Here is a 21,470-nt window from a genome sequence, read left to right as displayed (position 1 = left end):
CACTGCCGCAGGCGGCATGGTGGATGCGCGTGAAGAGTGACGGGAGTGCGTACGTGGGCGTGGACGTGAGCGGTGCGGTGGCCGAGGGCTTCGAGCCGGTCGGGGAAGCGTTCGCGGAGAACTTCGCGGAGCGCGGCGAGCGGGGCGCGGCGGTCGCGGTGTACCGGGACGGGCACCGGGTCGTCGACCTGTGGGCCGGGACGCGGGACGTCGACGCGCGGGGCGGGGACGCGGCGCCCTGGGATCGGGGAACCGCGCAGATCGTGCGGTCGGCGACCAAGGGCGTCGCCGCGGCCGTGCTTCTGCTGCTGCACCAGCGCGGCGAGCTGGACCTGGCCGCGCCGGTGGGCGAGTACTGGCCCGAGTACAAGGCGGCGGGCAAGGAGCGGACACTGGTGTGGCAGTTGCTCGCCCACCGTGCGGGCGTGCCCGCGCTGGACCGGCCGCTGACGCCGGCGCAGGCCGCCGATCCGGTGCTCGGCGCGGAGGCGGTGGCCGCCCAGGCGCCGGCCTGGGAGCCGGGCACGGACCACGGCTACCACGCGCAGACGTACAGCTGGCTGACGGGCGAGCTGGTGCGGCGGGTGACCGGCCGGACGATCGGCGAGTGGACAGCACGGGAGATCGCCGGGCCGGTCGGGGCGGACCTGTGGGTCGGCCTGCCGCCGGCCGAGAGCGGCCGCGTCGGACGGGTGGGCCGCGTGGAGTCCCCGGCCCCGCGGGCCGGCGGGCTGAGGCTGCGGCCCAAGCGCGCGGTCGCCGAGGCCTACGCCGATCCGGACTCCCTCACCAGCCGGGCGTTCGGCGCGATCACCCCGCAGCCCGACGAGAACGACCCGGTGTACCGGGCCGCCGTCCTGCCCGCCTCCAACGGCATCGCGACCGCCGACGGCCTGGCCCGCTTCTACGCCTCCCTGATCGGCGAGGTCGACGGCGGGGTGCGCCTGTTCACGCCCCGGACCGCCCAGCGGGCCCGCACGGAGGCCTCGGCGGGCCCGGACCGCGTCCTCGTCGTCCCCACCCGCTTCGGCCTCGGCTACATGCTGCACGGCGGCGCGTCGCCGCTGCTCGGCCCCGGCTCCTTCGGCCACCCGGGCCGCGGCGGCTCCCTCGGCTTCGCCGACCCGGAGTCCGGCGTCGCCTTCGGCTACGTCACCAACGGCTTCCGCGGCAGCGTGACGGCGGACCCCCGGGCGCAGGCGCTGGTACGGGCGGTACGCGCGTCGTTGGCGTAGCCGCGCGGCAACGGCCGGGCTCCCGGCCTCAGATGTGGATGGGCTGGGAGGTGCGGCCCGACGCGTCGTCGATCTCGCCGTGCGCTTTGGTGAGCAACTGCATGGCGAGTTCGTTGAGGGCGCGGGCGCCGGCGATCTCCTCGCCGATCCGCGGCTGGTTGGAGTCCGTGCGGTGCCTGCTGGCCCGTCCGTGCGCACGGACCGCGCTGCCGTCGGGCAGCCGGACCAACGCCGCCGCCTTGGTGTGCTGGTCGTCCTCCTGGAACTCCAGCTCCACATGCCATCCCACAGCGGTCTTCATCATGTCCATCACCTCCGGAACACCTGCTTCCAGGGTGCGCCTTTCCGCACCGGTGCGCAGCATCGGACGGAGCGGGAACGCGGCCTCCGGCGCCCCGGCGACGCCCGGGGCGCCGCGAGCGCGGGAGCGTCCCCGACCCGGACTTGGGAAGCACGGCGTCGACCGGGACCGGGCGGCCTTCCGCGGGCGGGTGGGGGCGGGACGCACCCGGTGCGCGGCGAAAGGCCGGTGAGGGCGCGGCCCGTCCCCACGGGCGCCCTCACCGGCCGGTTCGCCGCCGGGAGCGGTCGCGTCAGGCGCGCACCAGCTCCCGGTCGTCGTCCGGGTCGGTGCGGTGGGCGTCGTGGGCGCGCAGGCCCTCGCCCTCCACGTCGACGTTGGGCAGGGCGCGCTCCAGCCACCGCGGCAGCCACCAGGCGCGGCGGCCGAGCAGGGCCAGGACCGCGGGGACGATGGCCATGCGCACGATGAACGCGTCGAAGAACACCGCGATGGCGAGGCCGAAGCCGATCATCTTGATCATCGACTCGCTGGAGCCGATGAACCCGGAGAAGACGGCGATCATGATGACCGCGGCCGCCGTCACGACCCGCGCGCCGTGGCGGAAGCCGGTCACGATCGCCTGGCTCGGCTTCTCGCCGTGGACGTACGCCTCGCGCATCCGGGTCACGAGGAACACCTCGTAGTCCATCGCCAGGCCGAAGACGACGCCCACCATGAAGATCGGCATCATCGACATGACCGGTCCGGTCTGCTCCACGCCCATCAGGCCGGAGAGCCAGCCCCACTGGAAGACCGCGACCACCGCGCCGAGCGCGGCCATCACCGACAGCAGGAAGCCGAGCGCCGCCTTCAGCGGGACCAGGAGCGAGCGGAAGACCACGATCAGGAGGAGGAAGGCCAGGCCGACGACGAGCGCCAGGTACGGGAACAGGGCGTCGTTCAGCTTCTGCGAGACGTCGATGTTCATCGCCGTCGAGCCGGTGACCAGGACGTCGGCGTCCGTCTTGGCCTTGATGTCCGCCCTGGCGTCGCGGATGGCGTGCACCAGTTCCTCGGTGGTGGTGGAGGACGGCTTGGAGTTGGGGATGACGGTGACCGTCGCGGTGTCGCCGGCCTTGTTGGGCTGCGCCGGGGTGACGGTGACGACGTCCTTGAGGCCCTTGATCTCGTCGGTCACCTCGGTGAAGGCGGCCTTGGGACGGGCGCTGTCCTTGGCGTCGACCACGACCATCAGCGGGCCGTTGAAGCCGGGGCCGAAGCCCTCCGAGAGGAGGTCGTAGGCGCGGCGCTGGGTGGTGGAGGTGGGCTGGGAGCCGTCGTCCGGGAGTCCGAGTTCGAGGGAGGCGGCGGGTACGGCGGCGGCGCCCAGGCCGAGCACGCCGAGCAGCAGCACGGCGACGGGACGGCGGATGACGAAGCTCGCCCAGCGGGTGCCCAGGTTGGGTCCGCCCGGCTTCTTCGCGGTGCGGGAGCCGCCCAGCAGCTTGCTCTTCTCACCGGCCGGCTTGACCTTGCGGCCGGCGTAGCCGAGCAGTGCCGGGATCATGGTCAGCGCGATGAGGACGGCGATGACGACGGTGCCGGCCGCGGCGACGCCCATCTTCGTCAGCATCGGGATGTTGACGACGGACAGGCCGACCAGGGCGATCACCACGGTGAGGCCCGCGAAGACCACCGCGGAGCCGGCGGTGCCGACGGCCCGGCCGGCCGCCTCCTCGCGGGTGCGGCCCTCGGCCAGTTCGGCGCGGTAGCGGGAGACGATGAACAGCGCGTAGTCGATGCCGACGGCGAGGCCGATCATCGAGGCCAGGGTGGAGGTGGTGGAGCCCAGGTCGAGGGTGCTGGCGAGGGCGGTGACCGTGCAGACGCCGATGCCGACGCCGATGATCGCGGTCAGCAGCGGCAGTCCGGCGGCGAGCAGCGAGCCGAAGGTGATGACGAGGACGACGGCCGCGATGGCGATGCCGATGACCTCGGTGGCCCCGGTCTCGGGCGCGGCGTTGAGGGCGTCGCCGCCGATCTCCACGGTCAGCCCGGCCTCGCGCGCGTCCTGCGCGGCGTTCTTCAGCGCGGTGCGGGAGGAGTCCTCCAGCTCCATGCCGGAGACCTTGTACTTGACCGACGTGTAGGCGATGGTGCCGTCCTTGCTGACGGCGTGGCCGGTGTAGGGGTCGCTGACGGAGGCGACCTCGGAGCCGGCGGACAGTTCCTCGACCGTCTTCTCCACCGCCGCCTTGTTGCCGGCGGCCGTCATCTTCTCGCCGCTGGGCGCCTTGAACACCACGCGCGCGGTGGCGCCGTCGGCGCTCGCGCCGGGGAAGCGCTGTTCCAGCAGGTCGAAGGCCTTCTGGGCCTCGGTGCCGGGGATGGAGAAGGAGGTGTTGCCGGCGGGCGGCGCGGAGGCGGCGCCGATGCCGGCGAGGGTCAGCAGCGCCACCCATATCAGGGCGACGAAGTGCCGTCGCCGGAAGGCGAGACGGCCCAGTTTGTACAGGAACGTGGCCACGTGGGCGTACTCCCGGTCAGGTCGTTGGGTGGTACGGGGCAGGGTTCATCAGCCCGACGACGTGAGCGGTGACGTCAGAGAGTGGGCTTGCTGGGGAGTGGGGTTCAGGAGGTGGGCGCGCCGAGGGCGGGGAGGACCACGGCGTCGATGTACGAACGAAGGAAGTCCCGGGTGGGCGGCTGGTCCTCGATCAACGTCCGGACGACGAAACCGCCGGCCATCATGTGGACGACGAAGTCCAGGGCCGGGCAGTCCGCCCGGATCTCGCCGCGGTCGATGGCGCGCCGCAGCATGCGGTGGAAGGCGGCCGTCTCCGGTTCGATGAGCTGGTCCCGGAAGGCCTGTCTCAGGTCCGGGTTGGCGTGCATCGCCATGGCCAGGCCCCGCATCAGCGCGGAGTTCTGTTCCATGCCGCAGTCGTCCTCGCGGGCCACCAGGGCGTGCAGGTCACCGCGGAGCGATCCGGTGTCGGTGCCGTCCAGGTCGCCGGGCTTGCCGTGCCGGATGGCCTTCACCACCAGCTCGGCCTTGCCGCCCCACTGGCGGTAGAGCGTGGCCTTGCTGGACCGGGTGCGGGCGGCGACGGCGTCCATGGTGAGGGCGTCGTAGCCGACCTCACGGAGCAGGTCGAGCACGGCCGCGTACAGCTGGGCCTCCCGCTCGGGCGTGATCCGGCTTCGCCGCCCCGGTGCGGGCGCCGGCTCCACCGGGGCGGCGGCCGCCGCGCCCTTGGACGCCTCGCTCATCCCGCCCCGCCTCTCCGCTCGCGTACGACACGTTTCGTACGGAACGAATGTAGCGCACCGCCTCAACGAAACGAAACGGTTTCGTACGTGCGCTCGGTCACGTTCGTCGGTTCCGCATAAGTTGCTGCGGTCCATCCCCGGGCGAAGCATGGATTGGTGAGTTATCTGCGCCTGCCGCACCTCAGCGGCGATCTGTTGTGCTTCGTGGCCGAGGACGACCTCTGGCTGGCCCCGCTCGACGGAGCGGGCCGGGCCTGGCGGCTCACCGTGGACCGCACCAAGACCGGCCACCCGCGTTTCTCCCCCGACGGCAGCCGGATCGCGTACACGAACTGGCGCAGCCTCGCGCCGGAGATCCACCTCGTCCCGGTGGACGGCGGGCCGGGGCGGCAGCTGACGTACTGGGGCAGCTCCGACACCCGGGTGTGCGGCTGGGCCCCGCCCGACGAGGACGGGCACACCGAGATCCTCGCCGTCACCTCGCACGGCGAGCCGTTCTCGTACTTCACCTGGGCCTACAAGGTCGCCACCGACGGCTCCCCCGGCCGCAAGCTGCCCTGGGGCCCGGTCTCCGACATCCAGGCCGCCGAGATCGACGGCGAACGCAGGAGCCTGCTGCTGACCGGCACCCCGCCGCACGAGCCGGCCTCCTGGAAGCGCTACCGGGGCGGCGCGACGGGCCGGCTGTGGCTGCACGGCCGGCGGCTGCTCCCCGACGTCGACGGCCACCTGGCCTGCCCCATGTTCGTCGGCGGCCGGATCGCCTTCCTCTCCGACCACGAGGGCGTGGGCAACCTCTACTCGTGCGCCTACGACGGCTCCGACCTGCGCCGGCACACCGACCACGACGCCTTCTACGCCCGGCACGCCGCCAGCGACGGTACCCGGGTCGTCTACCAGTGCGCGGGCGACCTGTGGCTCGTCGACGACCTGTCCGCGGACTCGGTCCCGCACCGGCTGGACGTCACGCTGAGCGGGCCCCGGGCGGGCCGCCGCCGCTATCCGGTGCCGGCCGCCCAGCACGTGGACGGCATCTCCGTGGACGAGACGGGCCGGGCCAGCGCCGTCGTGGTACGCGGCTCCCTGTACTGGCTGACCCACCGCGACGGTCCCGCCCGCACCCTGACCGACACCCCCGGCGTCCGGGTCCGGCTGCCCGAGATGCTCGGCGAGAGCGGCCGGATCGCCTACGTCACCGACGCCGACGGCGAGGACGCCGTCGAGATCGCCCACCTGCCCCGCGCCACCGGCGCCCGGCCGCCGCGCAGGCTCGCCTCCGGGGAACTGGGCCGCGTGCTGGAGACGGCCTCCGACCCCGAGGGCGAACGCCTGGCCCTCGCCGCCCACGACGGACGGCTGCTGCTGCTCGACGTGACGGAGGAGGCCGCACAGACGACGGGGACGGTGGAGGCCGCCGGGGACGGAGAGGAGGCGACGGGCGCCGACTCCCCGGCGAGCACGGGGAGTTCGCCGGCCGCGGCGGACACCGAGGCCCCCCGGTCCGCGGCGGACGCCTCCGGCTCAGCGGCGCCCGCCGGGGCCGAGCCCTCCGGCGGACGGGTCACCGAGCTGGTCCGGTCGGACAACGGCCCCGTGCGCGATCTCGCCTTCTCGCCGGACGGGGCCTGGCTGACCTGGTCGCACCCGGGGATCGGGCGCTCACTGCGGCAGATCAAGATGGCCCGCATCAAGGACCGTCTGGTCGTGGACGTCACCAACGGCCGCTTCGAGGACGAGAACCCGGTCTTCACCCGGGACGGCCGCTATCTGGCCTTCCTGTCCTGGCGCGGCTTCGACCCGGTGTACGACGTGCACACCGGCGACCTGTCCTTCCCGCTCGGCTGCAAGCCCTACCTCGTCCCGCTGTCCTCCGCGACCCCCTCCCCCTTCGCCCTCAACCCCGAGGGCCGGCCGGCGGCCGGCGGGCTGGACCCGGTGGAGGTCGAGGAGACCGGCGAGCCGGGCGCGGTGACCGTCGAGGTGGAGGGCCTGGAGAACCGGGTGACGCCGTTCCCGGTCACCGCCTCCAAGTACTCGGCCCTGCACCCGGTCGCGGGCGGCGGACTGGTCTGGCTGCGCTGGCCGATCTCCGGAGCGCTCGGCGAGACGTTCGCGAACCCGGACGACACCACCGGCCGGCCGACCCTGGAGTACTTCCAGATCAGCAAGGCGAAGAAGGCCGAACTCGTCGCCCACCTCGACTGGTTCACGGTCAGCGGCGACGGCACCCGGCTGGTCGTGGTCGACGAGGGCGATCTGCGCGCGGTCCCGTCCACCGAACTCGGCGACAGCGACACGACGACCTGGATCGACACCCGCCGGATCCTGCACATGGTCGACCCGGCCGCCGAGTGGCGCCAGGCGTACGAGGAGGCGGGCCGGCTCATCCGGGCCTACTTCTGGGAGCCGGACATGTGCGGCATCGACTGGGACGGGGTACTCGCGCAGTACCGACCGCTGGTCGAACGCGTCGCCTCCCCCGACGAGTTCGCCGACCTGCTGCGGGAGGTCCTGGGCGAGCTGGGCACCTCGCACGCCTACGTCGCCGCCGCCCGCCGCAACGAGGGCCCGGCGCACTACCAGCGCTGGCAGGGCCTGCTGGGCGCCAACCTGGTCCGGCGCGACGCCGGCTGGGTGGTCCGGCGGATCCTGCCCGGCGACTCCTCCGACTCCCGCGCCCGCTCTCCGCTGGCCGGCACCGGCATCCGCGAGGGCGCCGTGCTGACCCACGTGGACGGCCGCCCGGTGGACCCGCTCGCGGGCCCCTTCCCGCTGCTGGCCGGCTCCGGCGGCACGACCGTGGAGCTGACGTTCGCGCCCGCCGAGGGCACCGGACCGGCCCGGCGGGTCGCCGTCGTGCCCCTGATCGACGACCGGTCCCTGCGCTACCAGGACTGGGTCTCCAAACGCCGTCAGGTCACCCGGGAGATGAGCGACGGCCGCTGCGGCTACCTGCACATCCCCGACCTGGGCGGCTCCGGCTGGGCGCAGTTCAACCGGGACCTGCGCATGGAGATGTCCCGCCCGGCGCTCATCGTCGACGTGCGCGGCAACGCGGGCGGCCACATCAGCGAGCTGGTCATAGAGAAGCTGACCCGGACCATCCTGGGCTGGGACCTGACCCGCGACGCCCAGCCGGTGTCGTACGCCTCGAACGCGCCCCGGGGGCCCATCGTGGCCCTCGCCGACGAGGCGACCTCCTCCGACGGCGACATGATCACCGCCGCCATCAAACTGCTGGAACTCGGGCCGGTGGTCGGCCAGCGCACCTGGGGCGGGGTGGTCGGCATGACCGGCCGGCACCGCCTCGGCGACGGCACGGTGATCACGGTGCCGATGAACGCGGCCTGGTTCGACGCCTACGGCTGGTCCGTCGAGAACCACGGCGTCGCCCCCGACCTGGAGCGTCTGCGCACGCCCCTGGACTGGGCCGAGGGCCGGCACGTCGGGATGGACGACGCGATCGAGCTGGCCCTGGAGCTGCTGGCCGCCAACCCGGCCGCGAAACCCCCGGGTTACGACGACGTCCCGGACCGCTCCCGGCCGAAGCTGCCCCCACGGCACTCGCCGTAGACCTCCGGCAGGTCCGACCCGTGAGCCGGCCGGAACCACGGGCGCCGTACGCGGACGCGGGGCGCCCCGACACACAGGGCACCCCGCGCCGTCCCGGCCGAGGCCGAGCAGCTCGACGAGCGTCGGACTACCGGTCGTAGTCCTCGCGGTGACGGTCGTCCATGTCGTCACGCACGTCGTCGATGTCCTGACGGCCACGCTCACGCTGCTGCCCCGCGCGCTGGCCGGCCTTCTCGCGGCCCTCGCCCGCCTTCTCGCGACCCTGCTGCTGCCGCTGTCCGGCCTGGTCCTGGATCTTGTCCTTCATGCCCATGCTGTTTCACTCCTGTGTGGGTGAGCCGATCCCCAAGTCGGTGAGGGGACCGGGCTCGACCAGATTCACATGGGCGGTGACCGTGCGCATGTCGATCAGTGACGGTCGGTGACCGAGGTGGTCCGGTGCTGCTCGTCGGCTGCTCCGCCCGCCCCGACGAGCCCGGTCCGCATCCCGGTGAGCCGGTCGGCGAACCGGCGCATCTCCCGCTGCCCCACCGTCCCGATGAGACCCGGCAGGTACCCGCGCACCCCCTGCATCCCGCGCAGCCACCACTGCCCGTACACGTGAGCGGAGCGCCGCTCGATGCCGTCCACGATCCGGTCCACGGCCGGCCCCAGCGGGTAGGTCTTGTTGGACGGCCACGGCAGCCGCTGCCTGAGCTCCCGCATCACGTCGTCCTGGTCGGCCCCGCGCACCATGTCGGTGTCGGTCCACGACAGGTAGGCCACCCCCACCCGCACGCCCCGGTGGCCGACCTCGGCCCGCAGGCTGTGCGCGTACGCCTCCACACCGGACTTGGAGGCGCAGTACGCCGTCATCATCGGGGCCGGGGTGATCGCGGCGAGCGAGGCGATCTGGAGCAGGTACCCGCGGCTCTCGGTGAGCGCCGGCAGGAACGCCCGCCCGGTGACCGCTGATCCGATCAGGTTCACCTCGATCACCCGCCGCCAGGACCGCGGATCGGAGTCGGCGAACGGACCACCGGTCGCCACACCGGCGTTGGCGACCGCGATGTCCACCCTGCCGAACCGCTCCCTGACCTCCTCGGCGACCAGGGCCATCGCCTCGTGGTCGGTGACGTCGGCGTGCCAGTGGGCGCTCTCGCCGTGCAGCCGCTCCGAGAGCTGCTTGAGGGCGTCCGGCTCCAGGCCGACCAGCGCCACCTTCGCGCCCCGCGCGGACAACTTGCGCGCGAGCAGCTCGCCCACGCCCCGCGCCGCGCCCGTCACGACCGCGACCTGTCCCTCCAGGCTCACCCTGTTCATGCGCCCTCCCCGATCCGTGTGTGGCCGTTGTCGTAGTCCTCGTCGGCGCGGGTGCGCACATAGGAGGTCACCAGTTCCCGGATCTTCCCGGTGACCAGCTCCGGCGCCTCCATCGGCGTCATGTGGCCGAGGCCGGGCAGCTCGGTCAGACCCACGCACTGCGGCAACCGCGCCGCCAGCGCACGCGCGTGCACCGGCGGGGTCAGCCGGTCGGCCGTGCCCACGACCACCGCCGCCGGCACCCGCAACTCCCTTACGCCGTCGTCCAGATCGAGCCGGTCCAGCACCTGCGACCAGGAGTGGCGCACCCGGCGCGGGCAGGCGTGCACGATCCGCGCGCACGCCTCCACCACGTGCGGCGCCGAACCGGCGCCCATGGTGGCGTACTTGAGGATCCGCTGGGCGAGCGGCGTGACGGGTCCGAGCGGCGCCCGGGAGCCGAGGACGCGCCGGGTCAGCCCGGTGCGCAGCCGGCCCGCCCGGATCGGCACGACGGTCGACCGGGCGACCAGCCGCGAACTGCCGGTGCTGCACAGCAGGACCGCCGCCGCGTGCTCCTGGAAGCCGGGCCGGCCGGCGGCGGCCATGACGGTCATCCCGCCCATCGAGTGACCCGCGACCACCGCCTTCTCACCGGGCGCGAGGGTCGCGGCGAACACGGCCTCCAGGTCGTCGGCGAGCGCGTCCGTGCCGCACGCCCGGCTCGCCGGGCTGCGCCCGTGGCCGCGCTGGTCGTAGGCGACGACCCGGTGGTCGGCGGCCAGTTCCCGGATCTGGGCGGCCCAGAAGGCGGTCGAACAGGTCCAGCCGTGGGCCAGGACCACGGCGGGCGCGCCCTCGGGCCCGTGCACCTCCGCGTGCAGCCGTGCGCCGTCGGCGGAGACGACGGTGAGCACGCGGTCGGGAGCGGGCGGGGCGCAGGAGTCGGAGGCGGGGACGGCCGGACGGCTCACGCTTCCACCTCCACCGGCGCGTCCGCGCTCCTCGCGGCGGAGGGGGTGGCGGCGGTGGCGGGGGCCCGGAGGACCTGGTACTCCGACAGGTCCACCCGCCGGGTGGCGCGCCGGAACTCGGTGGTCGTGCCCGGCCAGACGGTGGTGTTGCGGCCGTTGGCGTCCAGGTACCAGCTGGTGCAGCCGCCCGTGTTCCACACCGTGCGCTTCATGCGCTCCTGCACCTTGCGGTTCCAGTCGTCGACGGCGCCCTGCCGCGCGTCGAGGGCGACCCGGCCGCCGAGGACGTTCAACTGCCGCAGGTAGTCGGCCATGTAGTTCAGCTGGGACTCGATCATGAGGATCATCGAGGAGTTGCCGAGGCCGGTGTTGGGGCCGATGATCGTCATCCAGTTCGGGAAGCCGGCCGCGGCGGCGCCGCGCAGCGCGGCCATGCCGCCGTCCTTCCAGCTCTCCGCGAGCGTACGGCCGTCCGCGCCGACGACCCGCTCGGCGATCGGCATGTCGGTGACGTGGAAGCCGGTGCCGAAGACGATCGCGTCGACCTCGGCCTCGGTGCCGTCGGCCGCGACGAGGGTGGAACCGCGGATCTCGCTGAGCCCGCCGGCCACCACGTCCACGTTGTCCCGTGCGAGCGCCGGGTAGTACGTGCTGGACAGCAGGATCCGCTTGCAGCCGATGCGGTAGTCGGGGGTCAGCTTGGCGCGCAGCGCCGGGTCCTTGATGGCGCGGGCCATGTTGCGCTTGGCCAGCTGCTCCACGAACCCGAGCTCGTCGGGGCGCTTGGTGAACGCCTGCACCTGCAACTCCCGGATGCCCCACAGCAGTCCGCGGCGCAGCTGGGTGGTGACCGGCAGCGCGCGGTGCAGCGAGCGCTCCACGCCGCTGATGGCGCGGTCGACGCGGGGCATCACCCAGGGCGGGGTGCGCTGGAAGAGGGTGAGGCGGGCGACCTCGGGCTGGATGGCCGGCACGATCTGGATGGCGGACGCGCCGGTGCCGACCATCGCGACGCGCTTGCCGGCGAGGTCGTAGTCGTGGTCCCAGCGGGCGGAGTGGAACACCCTGCCGGGGAAGGAGTCGAGCCCCGGGATGTCCGGGATCTTCGGGTCGGACAGCGGACCGGTGGCGGAGACCACGACGTCGGCGGAGAGGTCGCCGCCGGTGGTCTGGATGTCCCAGCGCAGCAGCTCCTTGTTCCAGGTCATCCGCTTCACCTCGGAGTTGAGGCGCAGGTGCGGGCGGAGCCGGAAGACGTCGGCGACCCGTTCCAGATAGGCGCGGATGTGCTGCTGGCCGGAGAAGGTGCGCGGCCAGTCGGGGTTGGGGGCGAAGGAGAACGAGTACAGGTGGGAGGGCACGTCGCAGGCGCACCCCGGATAGCTGTTGTCGCGCCAGGTGCCACCGACGCTGCCGGCCCGCTCCAGGACGACGAAGTCGGTGATCCCCTCGCGGCGCAGCCGCACGGCGGCGCCCAGTCCGCCGAACCCGGACCCGATCACCGCCACCCGCACGTGCTCGTTCCCGTGTCCGTGCTCATGCTCGGCCATTGAGCGCCCCTCCATGACTCGCGTACAGCGACCCGCGTCCGGCGCGGACCGCGCCGACCTTCAGCGACTCTGCCAGTGAACACTGGCGCAATGGTGAGAGTAGAGGAGGGCCGTACCGATCGGTAGGGGGCGGGCAAGGAAAGTTACCGGCGGTACAACATAGGCTTCCGGTGTGGCAGATGACGCTGGACGAGACGACGGGCGGGGCGGGGGCCCACGCGAGTACCGCATGGAGGAACTGGCCCGGCTGGCCGGCATCACCGTGCGCACCCTGCGCTTCTACCGCGAGCGCAAGCTGATCCCGCCGCCGCGCCGGGAGGGCCGCATCGCCTGGTACGACGACCGCCACCTGGCCCGCCTGCGCACCATCTCCGCGCTCCTGGAACGCGGTCACACCCTGAACGGCATCGCCGAACTGGCCGAGGCCTTCGACCACGGCCGCGACGTCGGCGACCTGCTGGGCCTGGGCGCCCCGACCGAGGAGACCCCGGTCCGCCTCACCCCCGAGGAACTGGCCGACCACTTCGCGGGCGAGGTCACCGCGGAGAACCTGGCCGCCGCGCTGGACCTCGGCTACCTGGGCACCGACGGCGAGGAGATCGTCCACATCAGCCGCCGCCTGCTCGACGTCTCCGCCGCCCTGGTGCGCGAGGGCATCCCGCTCGCCGAGGTCCTGGCCGCCGGGCACCGCGTCCGCGAACACGCCGAGGCGCTGGCCGACCTGTTCACCCGTCTGGTCGTCCGTCACGCCTCCGAGGGCGACCTCGAACGCCTGCGCCCGCTGGCCAAGAGCGTGGTGGACGCGGAACTCTCGATGGCCCTGGACCGGCGGCTGCGCGAACGGCCGTGACGGCCGGGGACGAACCGCGCCCGGCCCCCGCGCGGGGCCCGGCGGAGCTCACGGTTCCGGGCGGGACGCCTCCGGTCTCAGAGGTCGTAGACCACCGTCACCGGCGCGTGGTCCGACCAGCGCTCGGCGTGCGTGGCCGCGCGTTCGACCACGCCCTTGACCGCCTTCGCCGCCAGCCCGGGGGTGGCCACCTGGAGGTCGATCCGCCATCCCGCGTCGTTGTCGAAGGCCCGCCCCCGGTACGACCACCAGGTGTACGGCCCCTCGACGTCCGGGTGCAGGGAGCGCACGACGTCGACGTAACCGCCGGCGTTCGGGTCCAGGACCGCGCTCAGCCACTCCCGCTCCTCCGGCAGGAAGCCGGAGTTCTTGGTGTTGGCGCGCCAGTTCCTCAGATCGGCCTGGTGGTGGGCGATGTTCCAGTCGCCGCAGACGAGGACCTCTCGGCCGTCGGCGGCGGCGCGCTCGCGCAGCTCCTTGAGGTAGGCGAGGAACTCGCCCATGAAGCGGATCTTCTCGTCCTGGCGTTCGGTGCCGACCTCGCCGGAGGGGAGGTAGAGGGAGGCGACCGTCACACCCGGCAGGTCGGCCTCGACATAGCGTCCGGCGCCGTCGAACTCCGAGGAGCCGAAGCCGATCCGGACGCGGTCGGGCTCGCGGCGGGTGTAGAGGGAGACGCCCGCGCGGCCCTTGGCGGCGGCGGGCGCGTGCACCACGTGCCAGCCGTCGGGCGTGCGCACGTCCTCGGGAAGCTGCTGCGGCTCGGCGCGCACCTCCTGGAGGCACACCACGTCGGCGCCGGTCCCGGCGAGCCACGGCACGAAACCCTTCTTCGCGGCGGCGCGCAGTCCGTTCACATTGGCGGAGGTCACAGTCAGCACCCGGGCACCCTACCGGCACACTGGACGGGGTCCCGCCGAGGGACCGGGCCCCGGGCCCCCGTTCGACTGCATTGATATACGGTACCTAACATGCTTATCCGCCCTGTTCCGTTCGACCACCCGGACGCCGTCAAGCTCAACGACGAGGTCCAGGCCGAGTACCACGTGCGCTACGGCGACGGCGGCGACGCCACGGTCCTGGACACGGCCGACTTCCGGCCGCCCAACGGCGTCTACCTGATCGCCTACGACGAGGACGGCACCCCGGTCGCCACGGGCGGATGGCGCAGCCAGGACGAGAACGGGGAGGGCAACGAGGACGGCGACGCCGAGCTCAAGCGGATGTTCGTCGTCGCGAGCATGCGCGGCCGGGGCCTGGCCCGGCGCATCCTGGCCGCACTGGAGGAGGACGCCCGCGCGGCGGGCCGCGTCCGCATGGTCCTGGAGACCGGCACCAAGCAGCCCGAGGCCGTCGCCCTGTACGTCTCCAGCGGCTACCAGCCGTGCGCCAAGTTCGGCTACTACCGCTTCCACGAGGAGAGCCTCTGCTACGCGAAGGCGCTCTAGTGCTGCGACCGGGTCGGCCGGGCCGCCGCGACGGCGGTCCGCGGGGGCGGGAAGCGGCCCGGACCCGGCCGCCGCGTCACTTCAGGTAGGCCAGCACCGCCAGCACCCGCCGGTTGTCGTCGTCGGAGACCGGCAGGCCGAGCTTGGCGAAGATGTTCGAGGTGTGCTTGATCACGGCCCGTTCGGTGACCACCAGGGACTGGGCGATGGCGGCGTTGGAACGCCCCTCGGCCATCAGCGCCAGCACCTCCCGTTCGCGCGGGGTGAGCCGGGACAGGGCGCCGTCGCGGCCGGTGTCCTTAGCGAACAGCTTGGCCACGACGTCCGGGTCCATCGCGGTGCCGCCGGCCGCGACCCTGCGCACGGAGTCCACGAACTGGTCCGGGTCGAACACCCGGTCCTTCAGCAGGTAGCCGATGCCTCCGCTGCCGTCGGCGAGCAGCTCCCGGGCGTAGAGCTGTTCGACGTACTGGGACAGGACCAGGACCGGCAGGCCCGGGACCTGCCTGCGGGCCTGCAGGGCGGCCTGCAGGCCCTCGTCGGTGAACGTCGGCGGAAGCCGGACGTCGACGACCGCGACGTCCGGCTTCTCCTCGACGAGGGCCCTGAGCAGGCTCGGGCCGTTGTCGACGGCGGCGACTATCTCGAAGTCGTACGCCTCCAGCAGCCGCACCAGGCCGTCGCGCAGGAGGAAGAGGTCTTCGGCTAGGACAACACGCAAGGGATCTCCATGGTCAGGGTGGTGGGTCCGCCGACCGGGCTGGTGACGGCGAGCACGCCGTCGAAGGCGGCCAGGCGGCGCTCGATGCCGCGCAGCCCGGTGCCGCGCGAGGGGTCCGCGCCGCCGTGGCCGTCGTCGCCGACCTGGGCGCGCAGCCGGCCGTCGGCGTACCAGAGGTCGACGGTCACGTGGTGGGGGTCGGCGTGCTTGGCGGCGTTGGTGAGGATCTCCGAGACGGCGAAGTACACGGCGGACTCGACGGGGGCGTCGGCCCGGCCGGGCAGGTCGGCGCTGACGGTGACGTCCAGGGGGCTGTCCATGGCGAGGGCGCGCACCGCGTCGGCCAGGCCCCGGTCGGCGAGGACCGGCGGGTGGATGCCGCGGATGAGGTCGCGCAGCTCGTTCAGGGCGCTGGCGGAGGCCTTGCGGGTGTCGGCGAGGATCGCGGCGACCGCCTCGGGGTCCTTGGCGAGCAGCTGCTCGGCGACGCCGAGGTTCATGCCGAGGGCGACGAGGCGGGCCTGGGCGCCGTCGTGCAGGTCGCGCTCGATGCGGCGCAGTTCGGCGGCCGAGCTGTTGACCACCTCGGAGCGGGTCTGCGTGAGGTGGCGGACCTGGCGGGCGACCTCGGTCGGGGCGAGCAGGGTGCGGGCCAGCCGGGCGTGGGCACGCAGCAGGGCGGGGGCGCAGGCGAGGCCGGCGGCCAGGGTCGGGATGCCCAGGCCCAGCGCGTACCAGGCGCTCCGCGTGTCCGTCACCTTGACGAACCAGTACCAGTTGTTGCCGCCGCCGGAGACGATGTCCTGCCACAGCACCGGCATCAGCAGGCCGAACACGCCGGACACGACGAGCGTCAGGGGCAGCAGGACCAGGACGATGCCGATCACCGGGTCGATCAGCATCCAGGCGAGGTCCCGCCAGGTCGCCGGGTCGGTGAGGATCCACTGGGTGCGCTGCCACCAGCCCTTCAGGCCGGCCTCGCGCGGCGGCTCGGGCAGGTAGGGCTCGGGGATGCCGCCCTCCAGCCGGGCGCCGGCCAGGCGGCGGGTGACGTTCACGGTGCCGCGGGCGGCGACCGCCGCGGCCGGGACCAGGAAGAGTCCGATGCCGCCGCCGAGCAGCGAGATCGCGGTCACCAGCAGGGAGAAGAAGAAGACCTCCGCGAGGGCCAGGCCGACCAGCGGCAGTCCGGCGACGGCACTGCGGGCACCCTTGGCGATATTCATGCCACAACTCCTCGGATCAGGCGGCCCGTTGCCGCCGAGCACTGTTCAGTCTGGTGCGCAGCGAGCCGTCGATCACTGGACCAGTGTTCCCTACCCGGGGGTGTAGTCAGGTACCCCCCGGACACCACCCAGGGCCATGTCACGCGCGGCCCGCGGCGGGTGGAATCGGTGTCATGACGAGCCGACAGCGATTCCTCATCCTGGTGGCCGCCGTGGTGACGGCGGTCCTGTGCGCTACCACCCCGGCCGGCGCGGCCGGTGGGAAGTCCCCCGCGTCCTCGGCCGGGTCCCCGGCGCCGGAGGGACGGAGCGGGCTCGGCGCCCTGCTGGACGGCCTGGTGCGCAGGCAGCTGTCCGAGTACCGCATCCCGGGCGCCTCCGTGGTCGTCGTACGGCGCGACGGAAGCGTCCTGTCCCGCGGGTACGGGCAGGCCGACGTCGCCCGGGGGGTGCGCAGCGACCCGGAGCGCACCGGCTACTTCATGGCCTCCGACGCCAAGCTGTTCACCGCGGTCGCGGTGCTCCAGCAGGTGGAGCGGGGGAAGCTGGCCCTGGACACGGACGTCAACCGGTACCTGAAGCACTTCCGGATCAAGAACACCTATCCGGGACACCCGGTGACGGTACGTCAGCTCCTGACGCACACGGCCGGGTTCGACGCGAGCATCCTGGGCCGGGGCGGCACCTCCCCGGAGCCGGCCGGCGCGCTGGGCGAGAGCCTGGCCGCGCACCAGCCGGCCCGGGTGCGGCCGCCGGGCCGGGTGGCGAGCTACGACAACTACGGCGTCGCGCTCGCCGGTCACCTCGTCGAGCAGGTCACCGGCGTCCCCTTCGCCTCGTACGTGGAACGGTCCGTCCTGAGGCCGCTGGGCATGACCCGCACCACCTTCGCCGCGCCCGGGGCGCGCACCAGGGCGACGCTGGCCGTCGGCTACCGGCCCGGCGACGGCGGGCAGCGCGCGGAGGACGGCCAGTACGGCGCCTGGACGCCGACCGGTGCGGGCGCGATCACCACGGCAGCCGACATGGGCCGGCTGATGCGCGCCCTGCTCGACGACGGCGGCCCGGTGCTGGCCTCCGCCTCGGCCCGGGCCATGCTGCACCGGCAGTTCGGCAACGACCCGCGGCTGCCCGGGCTCGGCTACGTGCTGGAGGAGCGTGACCGTGACGGCATGCGCATGTGGGTGAAGGACGGCGACCTGCCCGGCTTCCACGGCAATCTGGCGCTGCTGCCCGGCGCGGGCGTGGGCGTGTACGTCGTCTACAACGGCGACGGCACGGACGGCGCGGCCTCCTACGCCGGGCAGGAACTGGTGGACCGGGTCGCCGACGAGCTGGCGGCCGGCGGGGACGGCGGCGGGCAGGGCGCCTCCGCCCCCGGGAAGACGGCCGCCGCCGCCCGGTCCGCCGCGCTCCGCGGGTCCGCCTCCGGCGCCGCCGCGTACGGCGGCTACTACCGCTCGACCCGGACCAGCGGCACCGACCTGACCCGTGCCGCCGCGCTCACCTCCGCCGTGCACGTCGGCGCGGCCGCCGACGGCACGCTGACCACCACCGGCCTCTCCCGTGACCCGCGGGCCGGCGAGCAGCACTGGCTGCCGGTGGCGCCGGGGGTGTTCCAGGAGCGGGGCGGGCAGGACCGGATCGCCTTCCGCGACGGCCGCCTCGCCCTGGCCTCCGACCCGACCGAGGTGTTCGAGCTGCTGCCCTGGTACGCCTCGCCGGTGCTGCACCAGCGGGCGCTGCTGGGCGGGCTCGGGGTGGTGGGCCTGGCGGTCGTGCTGGTGCCGCTGACCGCGCTGGTCCGGCGGCGCCGGGCGGCCGAGCGGCCGCGGGGCGCCCGGGTCGCCTGGGCTCTGGGCTGGGCGACCGGGGCGCTGCTGACCGCCGCGACCGTGTGCTTCGTCCTCCTCACCGGTGACGGCAACGCGCTCAACCGCGCGGTGCTGGTGGGCGATTCGCCGCTGCTGACGCTGATCCCCGCCCTGGTCGCGGCGGCCCTGGCCGGCACCGCGCTGCTGGCCGTGTGCACGGTGCTGGCGTGGCGCCGCCGCTGGTGGCGGCTGCCCGGCCGGGTGACGTTCACCTGCCACACGCTGGGCGCGGCGGTGGTGGTCGGCCTGGCCTCCTGCTACGGGCTGCTGCCCTGAGCTCAGCTCGCTCACTCGGTGTCCCGCCATGAGCCCGCCGTCCGGTATTCGCCCGGGCGGCGGCGCCACCATTCGGCCACCGAGCGGGTCGCGGCCGGTGATTCGGGGCGTGCCTGGGTGAACGCGTACAGGACGAGGGTCAGGGCGGCGAGCTCCGTGGTGCCGGGCTCGCCGGCGGTGACCTGCAAGCGCAGGGCGGAGGGCACGGCGGGATCGCGCGGTGCGAGCCCGCCCGCCGGGTCGGTGACGCCCGGTACCGGGAGCACCGGCGGATCGGCGGGCGCGGTCCGGTCGGCCGGGCCCGGCCCGGGGGCGGTGGGTGTGCGTGGTTCGAAGAGCATCGGGCGTGTCCTTCCTCGTCGCTCAGTCCAGGCCCGCCGCGGCGCGCAGCTTGCCGGCGTGGTCGGTGCGCTCCCAGGTGAAGTCGGGCAGTTCGCGCCCGAAGTGGCCGTAGGCGGAGGTCTGCGCGTAGATCGGGCGCAACAGGTCCAGGTCGCGGACGATGGCGGCCGGGCGCAGGTCGAAGACGTCCACGACGGCGTCGCGGATGCGGTCCACGGCGACCCGCGCGGTGCCGAAGGTCTCGACGAACAGGCCGACCGGGTCGGCCTTGCCGATGGCGTAGGCGACCTGGAGTTCGCACCGGTCGGCGAGTCTGGCGGCGACGATGTTCTTGGCGACCCAGCGCATGGCGTACGCCGCCGAGCGGTCGACCTTGGAGGGGTCCTTGCCGGAGAAGGCGCCGCCGCCGTGCCGGGCCGTGCCGCCGTAGGTGTCGACGATGATCTTGCGGCCGGTCAGGCCCGCGTCGCCCATCGGGCCGCCGATCTCGAACCGGCCCGTGGGGTTGACCAGGAAGCGGTGGTCGTCGGTGTCGAGCTCGACGCCCTGCTCGGCCAGCGCGGCCAGTTCGGGTTCGACGACGTGCCTGCGGATGTCGGGGGCGAGGAGGTCGTCGAGGTCGACGTCGGCGGCGTGCTGGCTGGACACCACGACCGTGTCCAGCCGGACCGGGCGGCTGCCCCGGTACTCGACGGTGACCTGGGTCTTGCCGTCCGGGCGCAGGTAGGGGACGGTGCCGTTCCTGCGGACGGCCGTCAGGCGGCGGGCGAGCCGGTGGGCGAGGGAGATGGGCAGCGGCATCAGCTCCGGGGTCTCGCGGCAGGCGTAGCCGAACATCAGGCCCTGGTCGCCGGCGCCCTGCGCGTCCAGCGGGTCGCCGTCGGCGGCGGTCGCGTCCACACCGCGCGCGATGTCCGGGGACTGCCGGCCGAGCGAGACGGAGATGCCGCAGGTGGCGCCGTCGAAGCCGGTGCTGGAGCGGTCGTAGCCGATGTCCAGGATCTGCCGCCGTACGACGTCGGCGACGTCGAAGCAGGCGCTGGAGGAGACCTCCCCGGCGACGTGCACCTGGCCGGTGGTGACCAGGGCCTCCACGGCGACCCGGGCGTGCGGGTCCCGGGTCAGGTACGCGTCCAGGACGGCGTCGCTGATCCGGTCGGCGATCTTGTCGGGGTGCCCTTCCGTCACGGACTCGGACGTGAAGAGGTGACGCGTCATCGTGTGGTCCCTTCGAGGCGGTGGTCAGCGGGCGGTGCGGCGCACGAGACGGCGCCGCCCGCGCGGCCGGCGCGTGTTCCGTGTCCTGGCGGGCCAGGGCCTGGGGGGAACGCGTCCGGACGGCGGGCGGGCGGCACCGGGGGTGCGGAGGGTGTGCGGGGTGTGGGGGGAGGGCGTGCGGGTCAGGCGCGGGCGGCGAGCAGCACCCGGTGCATCGGGGTGTCCAGGAGCGCCACGCGGCGCAGGCCCGCGTCGGCCAGCCACTGGTCGTAGTCCTGGACGGTGTAGGCGTCGCCGCCGCCGGTGGCGAGCATGGAGGCGGCGAACAGGCGGAAGAAGCGGTTCTGGACGTTGGCGCCGCCCGCCTCCTCGTCGACGATGTGGTCGACGACGGCGATCAGGCCGTCCTCGGTGAGGCCCTTGGCGGTCTTGAGCAGGAGTTCGTGCGCGGACTCGGGCGTCTGGAGGTGGAAGATGTTCACGAACAGCGCCAGGTCGGTGCCGGTGCCCCAGTCGTCGGCCCAGAAGTCGGCGGTCAGCGGCTCGAACCGGTCGGCGACGCCGAGCCGCCGGGCCTGCTCCTGGGCGATGGCGGTGATCCGCGGGGCGTCCAGGCCGCGCGCGGTCAGCTGCGGGAACTCCTTGAGCAGCAGGTGGCTGTAGATGCCCGTGCCGCAGCCGACGTCGAGCAGCACGCCGTCGCTCTCCTGGCCCCAGCCGCGCTCGCGCAGGGCGGCGGCGAGCGCCGTGACGACCGGCGGGGCCCAGAAGTTGATGCCGCGGGCGAGCGCGGTGTAGTCCTCCTCGGATATCTGGTTGACCTGCTGGCCGCCGTGCTCGCCGCGGGCGCCGCTGCGGACGTTGTCGGCGAGGTTGCGCCAGGCGCCCCAGGCGACGTTGCGGTCGTGGGTGATCTTCCCGGCCAGGCTGTAGAGGCCGTCGGGCGCGAAGACGCCGTGCAGTTCGGCGGGCAGGGTGTAGACGGCCTGGCCGTCGGCGCCGCGCTCGCGCTCCAGCAGCTCGTAGGCGTGCAGGCCGTCCAGCAGGACGCGGGTGGCGCGCAGGTCGGTGCCGAGGGTCTCGGCGAGGCCCGCGGCGGTGCGCGGGCCGGCGGTCAGGGTGGCGAAGACGCCGAGGTCCTGGGCGGCCTCGATGACGCCGGGCGCCCACATGCCGATCAGGTGCTCGTAGACGCGGTGGGTGGCCCGGGCGGCCGGGTCGCCCAGGGGCAGCAGCCGGGTGTCGACGAGCGGGGTGTGGTTGGCGGCGGGGGCGGCGATGTCGACGGGCGCGGTCATGTCGGGTCAACTCCCAGAGGTGGTGGGGTGTGCGGTCGGACGGTGGGG

At 73.7% G+C, this 21,470-nt stretch carries 18 protein-coding genes; 5 read left to right on the top strand and 13 right to left on the bottom strand.

What is annotated here, in order from left to right; genetic code table 11:
* Positions 1 to 23 precede the first annotated feature (23 nt).
* Positions 24 to 1,235: a serine hydrolase domain-containing protein gene (locus ACF061_RS14430; RefSeq protein WP_392267182.1), complete on the top strand. Its 1,212-nt coding sequence runs from the start codon at positions 24 to 26 to the stop codon at positions 1,233 to 1,235.
* 28 nt (positions 1,236 to 1,263) lie between these two features.
* On the opposite strand, the gene ACF061_RS14425 is transcribed toward ACF061_RS14430, so the two are convergent.
* From ACF061_RS14425 to ACF061_RS14415, 3 genes are all read right to left on the bottom strand, one after another.
* On the bottom strand, positions 1,264 to 1,539 hold the full coding sequence (locus ACF061_RS14425; protein ID WP_392267181.1) for a DUF1876 domain-containing protein: 276 nt from the start codon (positions 1,537 to 1,539) through the stop codon (positions 1,264 to 1,266).
* Positions 1,540 to 1,828: 289 nt separating this feature from the next.
* Positions 1,829 to 4,045 carry an MMPL family transporter gene (locus tag ACF061_RS14420; protein ID WP_392267180.1) on the bottom strand — a complete coding sequence of 739 codons (2,217 nt, stop codon included), beginning with the start codon at positions 4,043 to 4,045 and terminating at the stop codon, positions 1,829 to 1,831.
* A gap of 104 nt (positions 4,046 to 4,149) precedes the next feature.
* Positions 4,150 to 4,791 (bottom strand): TetR/AcrR family transcriptional regulator, encoded by a 642-nt coding sequence (locus ACF061_RS14415; RefSeq protein WP_392267179.1) that lies wholly within the window; start codon positions 4,789 to 4,791, stop codon positions 4,150 to 4,152.
* Positions 4,792 to 4,947: 156 nt separating this feature from the next.
* Here ACF061_RS14415 and ACF061_RS14410 point away from each other — a divergent pair, with 156 nt between their 5' ends.
* The gene (locus ACF061_RS14410; RefSeq protein ID WP_392267178.1) at positions 4,948 to 8,364 is read left to right on the top strand and encodes a S41 family peptidase; all 3,417 of its coding nucleotides are present in this window, start codon (positions 4,948 to 4,950) and stop codon (positions 8,362 to 8,364) included.
* Positions 8,365 to 8,491: 127 nt separating this feature from the next.
* On the opposite strand, the gene ACF061_RS14405 is transcribed toward ACF061_RS14410, so the two are convergent.
* The 4 genes from ACF061_RS14405 to ACF061_RS14390 form a co-directional block, all read right to left on the bottom strand.
* Positions 8,492 to 8,677 (bottom strand): hypothetical protein, encoded by a 186-nt coding sequence (locus ACF061_RS14405; RefSeq protein ID WP_392267177.1) that lies wholly within the window; start codon positions 8,675 to 8,677, stop codon positions 8,492 to 8,494.
* A 95-nt stretch (positions 8,678 to 8,772) separates the two neighbouring features.
* Entirely contained in the window at positions 8,773 to 9,666 is an 894-nt protein-coding gene (locus tag ACF061_RS14400) for an SDR family oxidoreductase (RefSeq protein ID WP_392267176.1), read from the bottom strand.
* On the bottom strand, positions 9,663 to 10,619 hold the full coding sequence (locus ACF061_RS14395) for an alpha/beta fold hydrolase (RefSeq protein ID WP_392267175.1): 957 nt from the start codon (positions 10,617 to 10,619) through the stop codon (positions 9,663 to 9,665). The genes ACF061_RS14400 and ACF061_RS14395 overlap by 4 nt, the downstream gene beginning before the upstream one ends.
* The gene (locus ACF061_RS14390; protein ID WP_392267174.1) at positions 10,616 to 12,169 is read right to left on the bottom strand and encodes a flavin-containing monooxygenase; all 1,554 of its coding nucleotides are present in this window, start codon (positions 12,167 to 12,169) and stop codon (positions 10,616 to 10,618) included. The genes ACF061_RS14395 and ACF061_RS14390 overlap by 4 nt, the downstream gene beginning before the upstream one ends.
* 229 nt (positions 12,170 to 12,398) lie before the next feature.
* Here ACF061_RS14390 and ACF061_RS14385 point away from each other — a divergent pair, with 229 nt between their 5' ends.
* On the top strand, positions 12,399 to 13,019 hold the full coding sequence (locus tag ACF061_RS14385) for a MerR family transcriptional regulator (protein WP_392267324.1): 621 nt from the start codon (positions 12,399 to 12,401) through the stop codon (positions 13,017 to 13,019).
* 77 nt (positions 13,020 to 13,096) lie between these two features.
* On the opposite strand, the gene ACF061_RS14380 is transcribed toward ACF061_RS14385, so the two are convergent.
* Positions 13,097 to 13,900 (bottom strand): exodeoxyribonuclease III, encoded by an 804-nt coding sequence (locus ACF061_RS14380; protein WP_392267173.1) that lies wholly within the window; start codon positions 13,898 to 13,900, stop codon positions 13,097 to 13,099.
* Positions 13,901 to 13,990: 90 nt separating this feature from the next.
* On the opposite strand from ACF061_RS14380, the gene ACF061_RS14375 reads away from it, so the two are divergent.
* Positions 13,991 to 14,467 (top strand): GNAT family N-acetyltransferase, encoded by a 477-nt coding sequence (locus ACF061_RS14375; protein ID WP_392267172.1) that lies wholly within the window; start codon positions 13,991 to 13,993, stop codon positions 14,465 to 14,467.
* A 76-nt stretch (positions 14,468 to 14,543) separates the two neighbouring features.
* On the opposite strand, the gene ACF061_RS14370 is transcribed toward ACF061_RS14375, so the two are convergent.
* A complete protein-coding gene (locus ACF061_RS14370) occupies positions 14,544 to 15,188 on the bottom strand; it encodes a LuxR C-terminal-related transcriptional regulator (protein WP_392267171.1) in 645 nt (214 codons plus the stop codon).
* Positions 15,173 to 16,414, bottom strand: a complete 1,242-nt coding sequence (locus ACF061_RS14365) for a sensor histidine kinase (protein WP_392267170.1) — start codon at positions 16,412 to 16,414, stop codon at positions 15,173 to 15,175. Before ACF061_RS14365 ends, ACF061_RS14370 begins: the two co-directional genes overlap by 16 nt.
* Positions 16,415 to 16,587: 173 nt before the next feature.
* On the opposite strand from ACF061_RS14365, the gene ACF061_RS14360 reads away from it, so the two are divergent.
* Positions 16,588 to 18,564 (top strand): serine hydrolase domain-containing protein, encoded by a 1,977-nt coding sequence (locus ACF061_RS14360; protein WP_392267169.1) that lies wholly within the window; start codon positions 16,588 to 16,590, stop codon positions 18,562 to 18,564.
* Positions 18,565 to 18,575: 11 nt separating this feature from the next.
* Here ACF061_RS14360 and ACF061_RS14355 read toward each other — a convergent pair whose 3' ends face one another.
* The 3 genes from ACF061_RS14355 to ACF061_RS14345 form a co-directional block, all read right to left on the bottom strand.
* Positions 18,576 to 18,905, bottom strand: a complete 330-nt coding sequence (locus ACF061_RS14355; RefSeq protein WP_392267168.1) for an acyl-CoA carboxylase epsilon subunit — start codon at positions 18,903 to 18,905, stop codon at positions 18,576 to 18,578.
* Between the two features lie 22 nt (positions 18,906 to 18,927).
* Positions 18,928 to 20,124 (bottom strand): methionine adenosyltransferase, encoded by a 1,197-nt coding sequence (gene metK / locus ACF061_RS14350; protein WP_392267167.1) that lies wholly within the window; start codon positions 20,122 to 20,124, stop codon positions 18,928 to 18,930.
* A gap of 182 nt (positions 20,125 to 20,306) precedes the next feature.
* Complete coding sequence (locus tag ACF061_RS14345; RefSeq protein WP_392267166.1) at positions 20,307 to 21,422, bottom strand: methyltransferase; 1,116 nt, start codon at positions 21,420 to 21,422, stop codon at positions 20,307 to 20,309.
* Positions 21,423 to 21,470: the final 48 nt, after the last annotated feature.

The sequence above is a fragment of the Streptomyces sp. NPDC015220 genome, from assembly GCF_043079345.1.
In the GTDB taxonomy this organism is placed as follows: Bacteria; Actinomycetota; Actinomycetes; order Streptomycetales; family Streptomycetaceae; genus Streptomyces.
The sequence above is the reverse complement of the archived record's forward strand: the minus strand, read 5'-3'. Positions and strand labels throughout refer to the sequence as shown.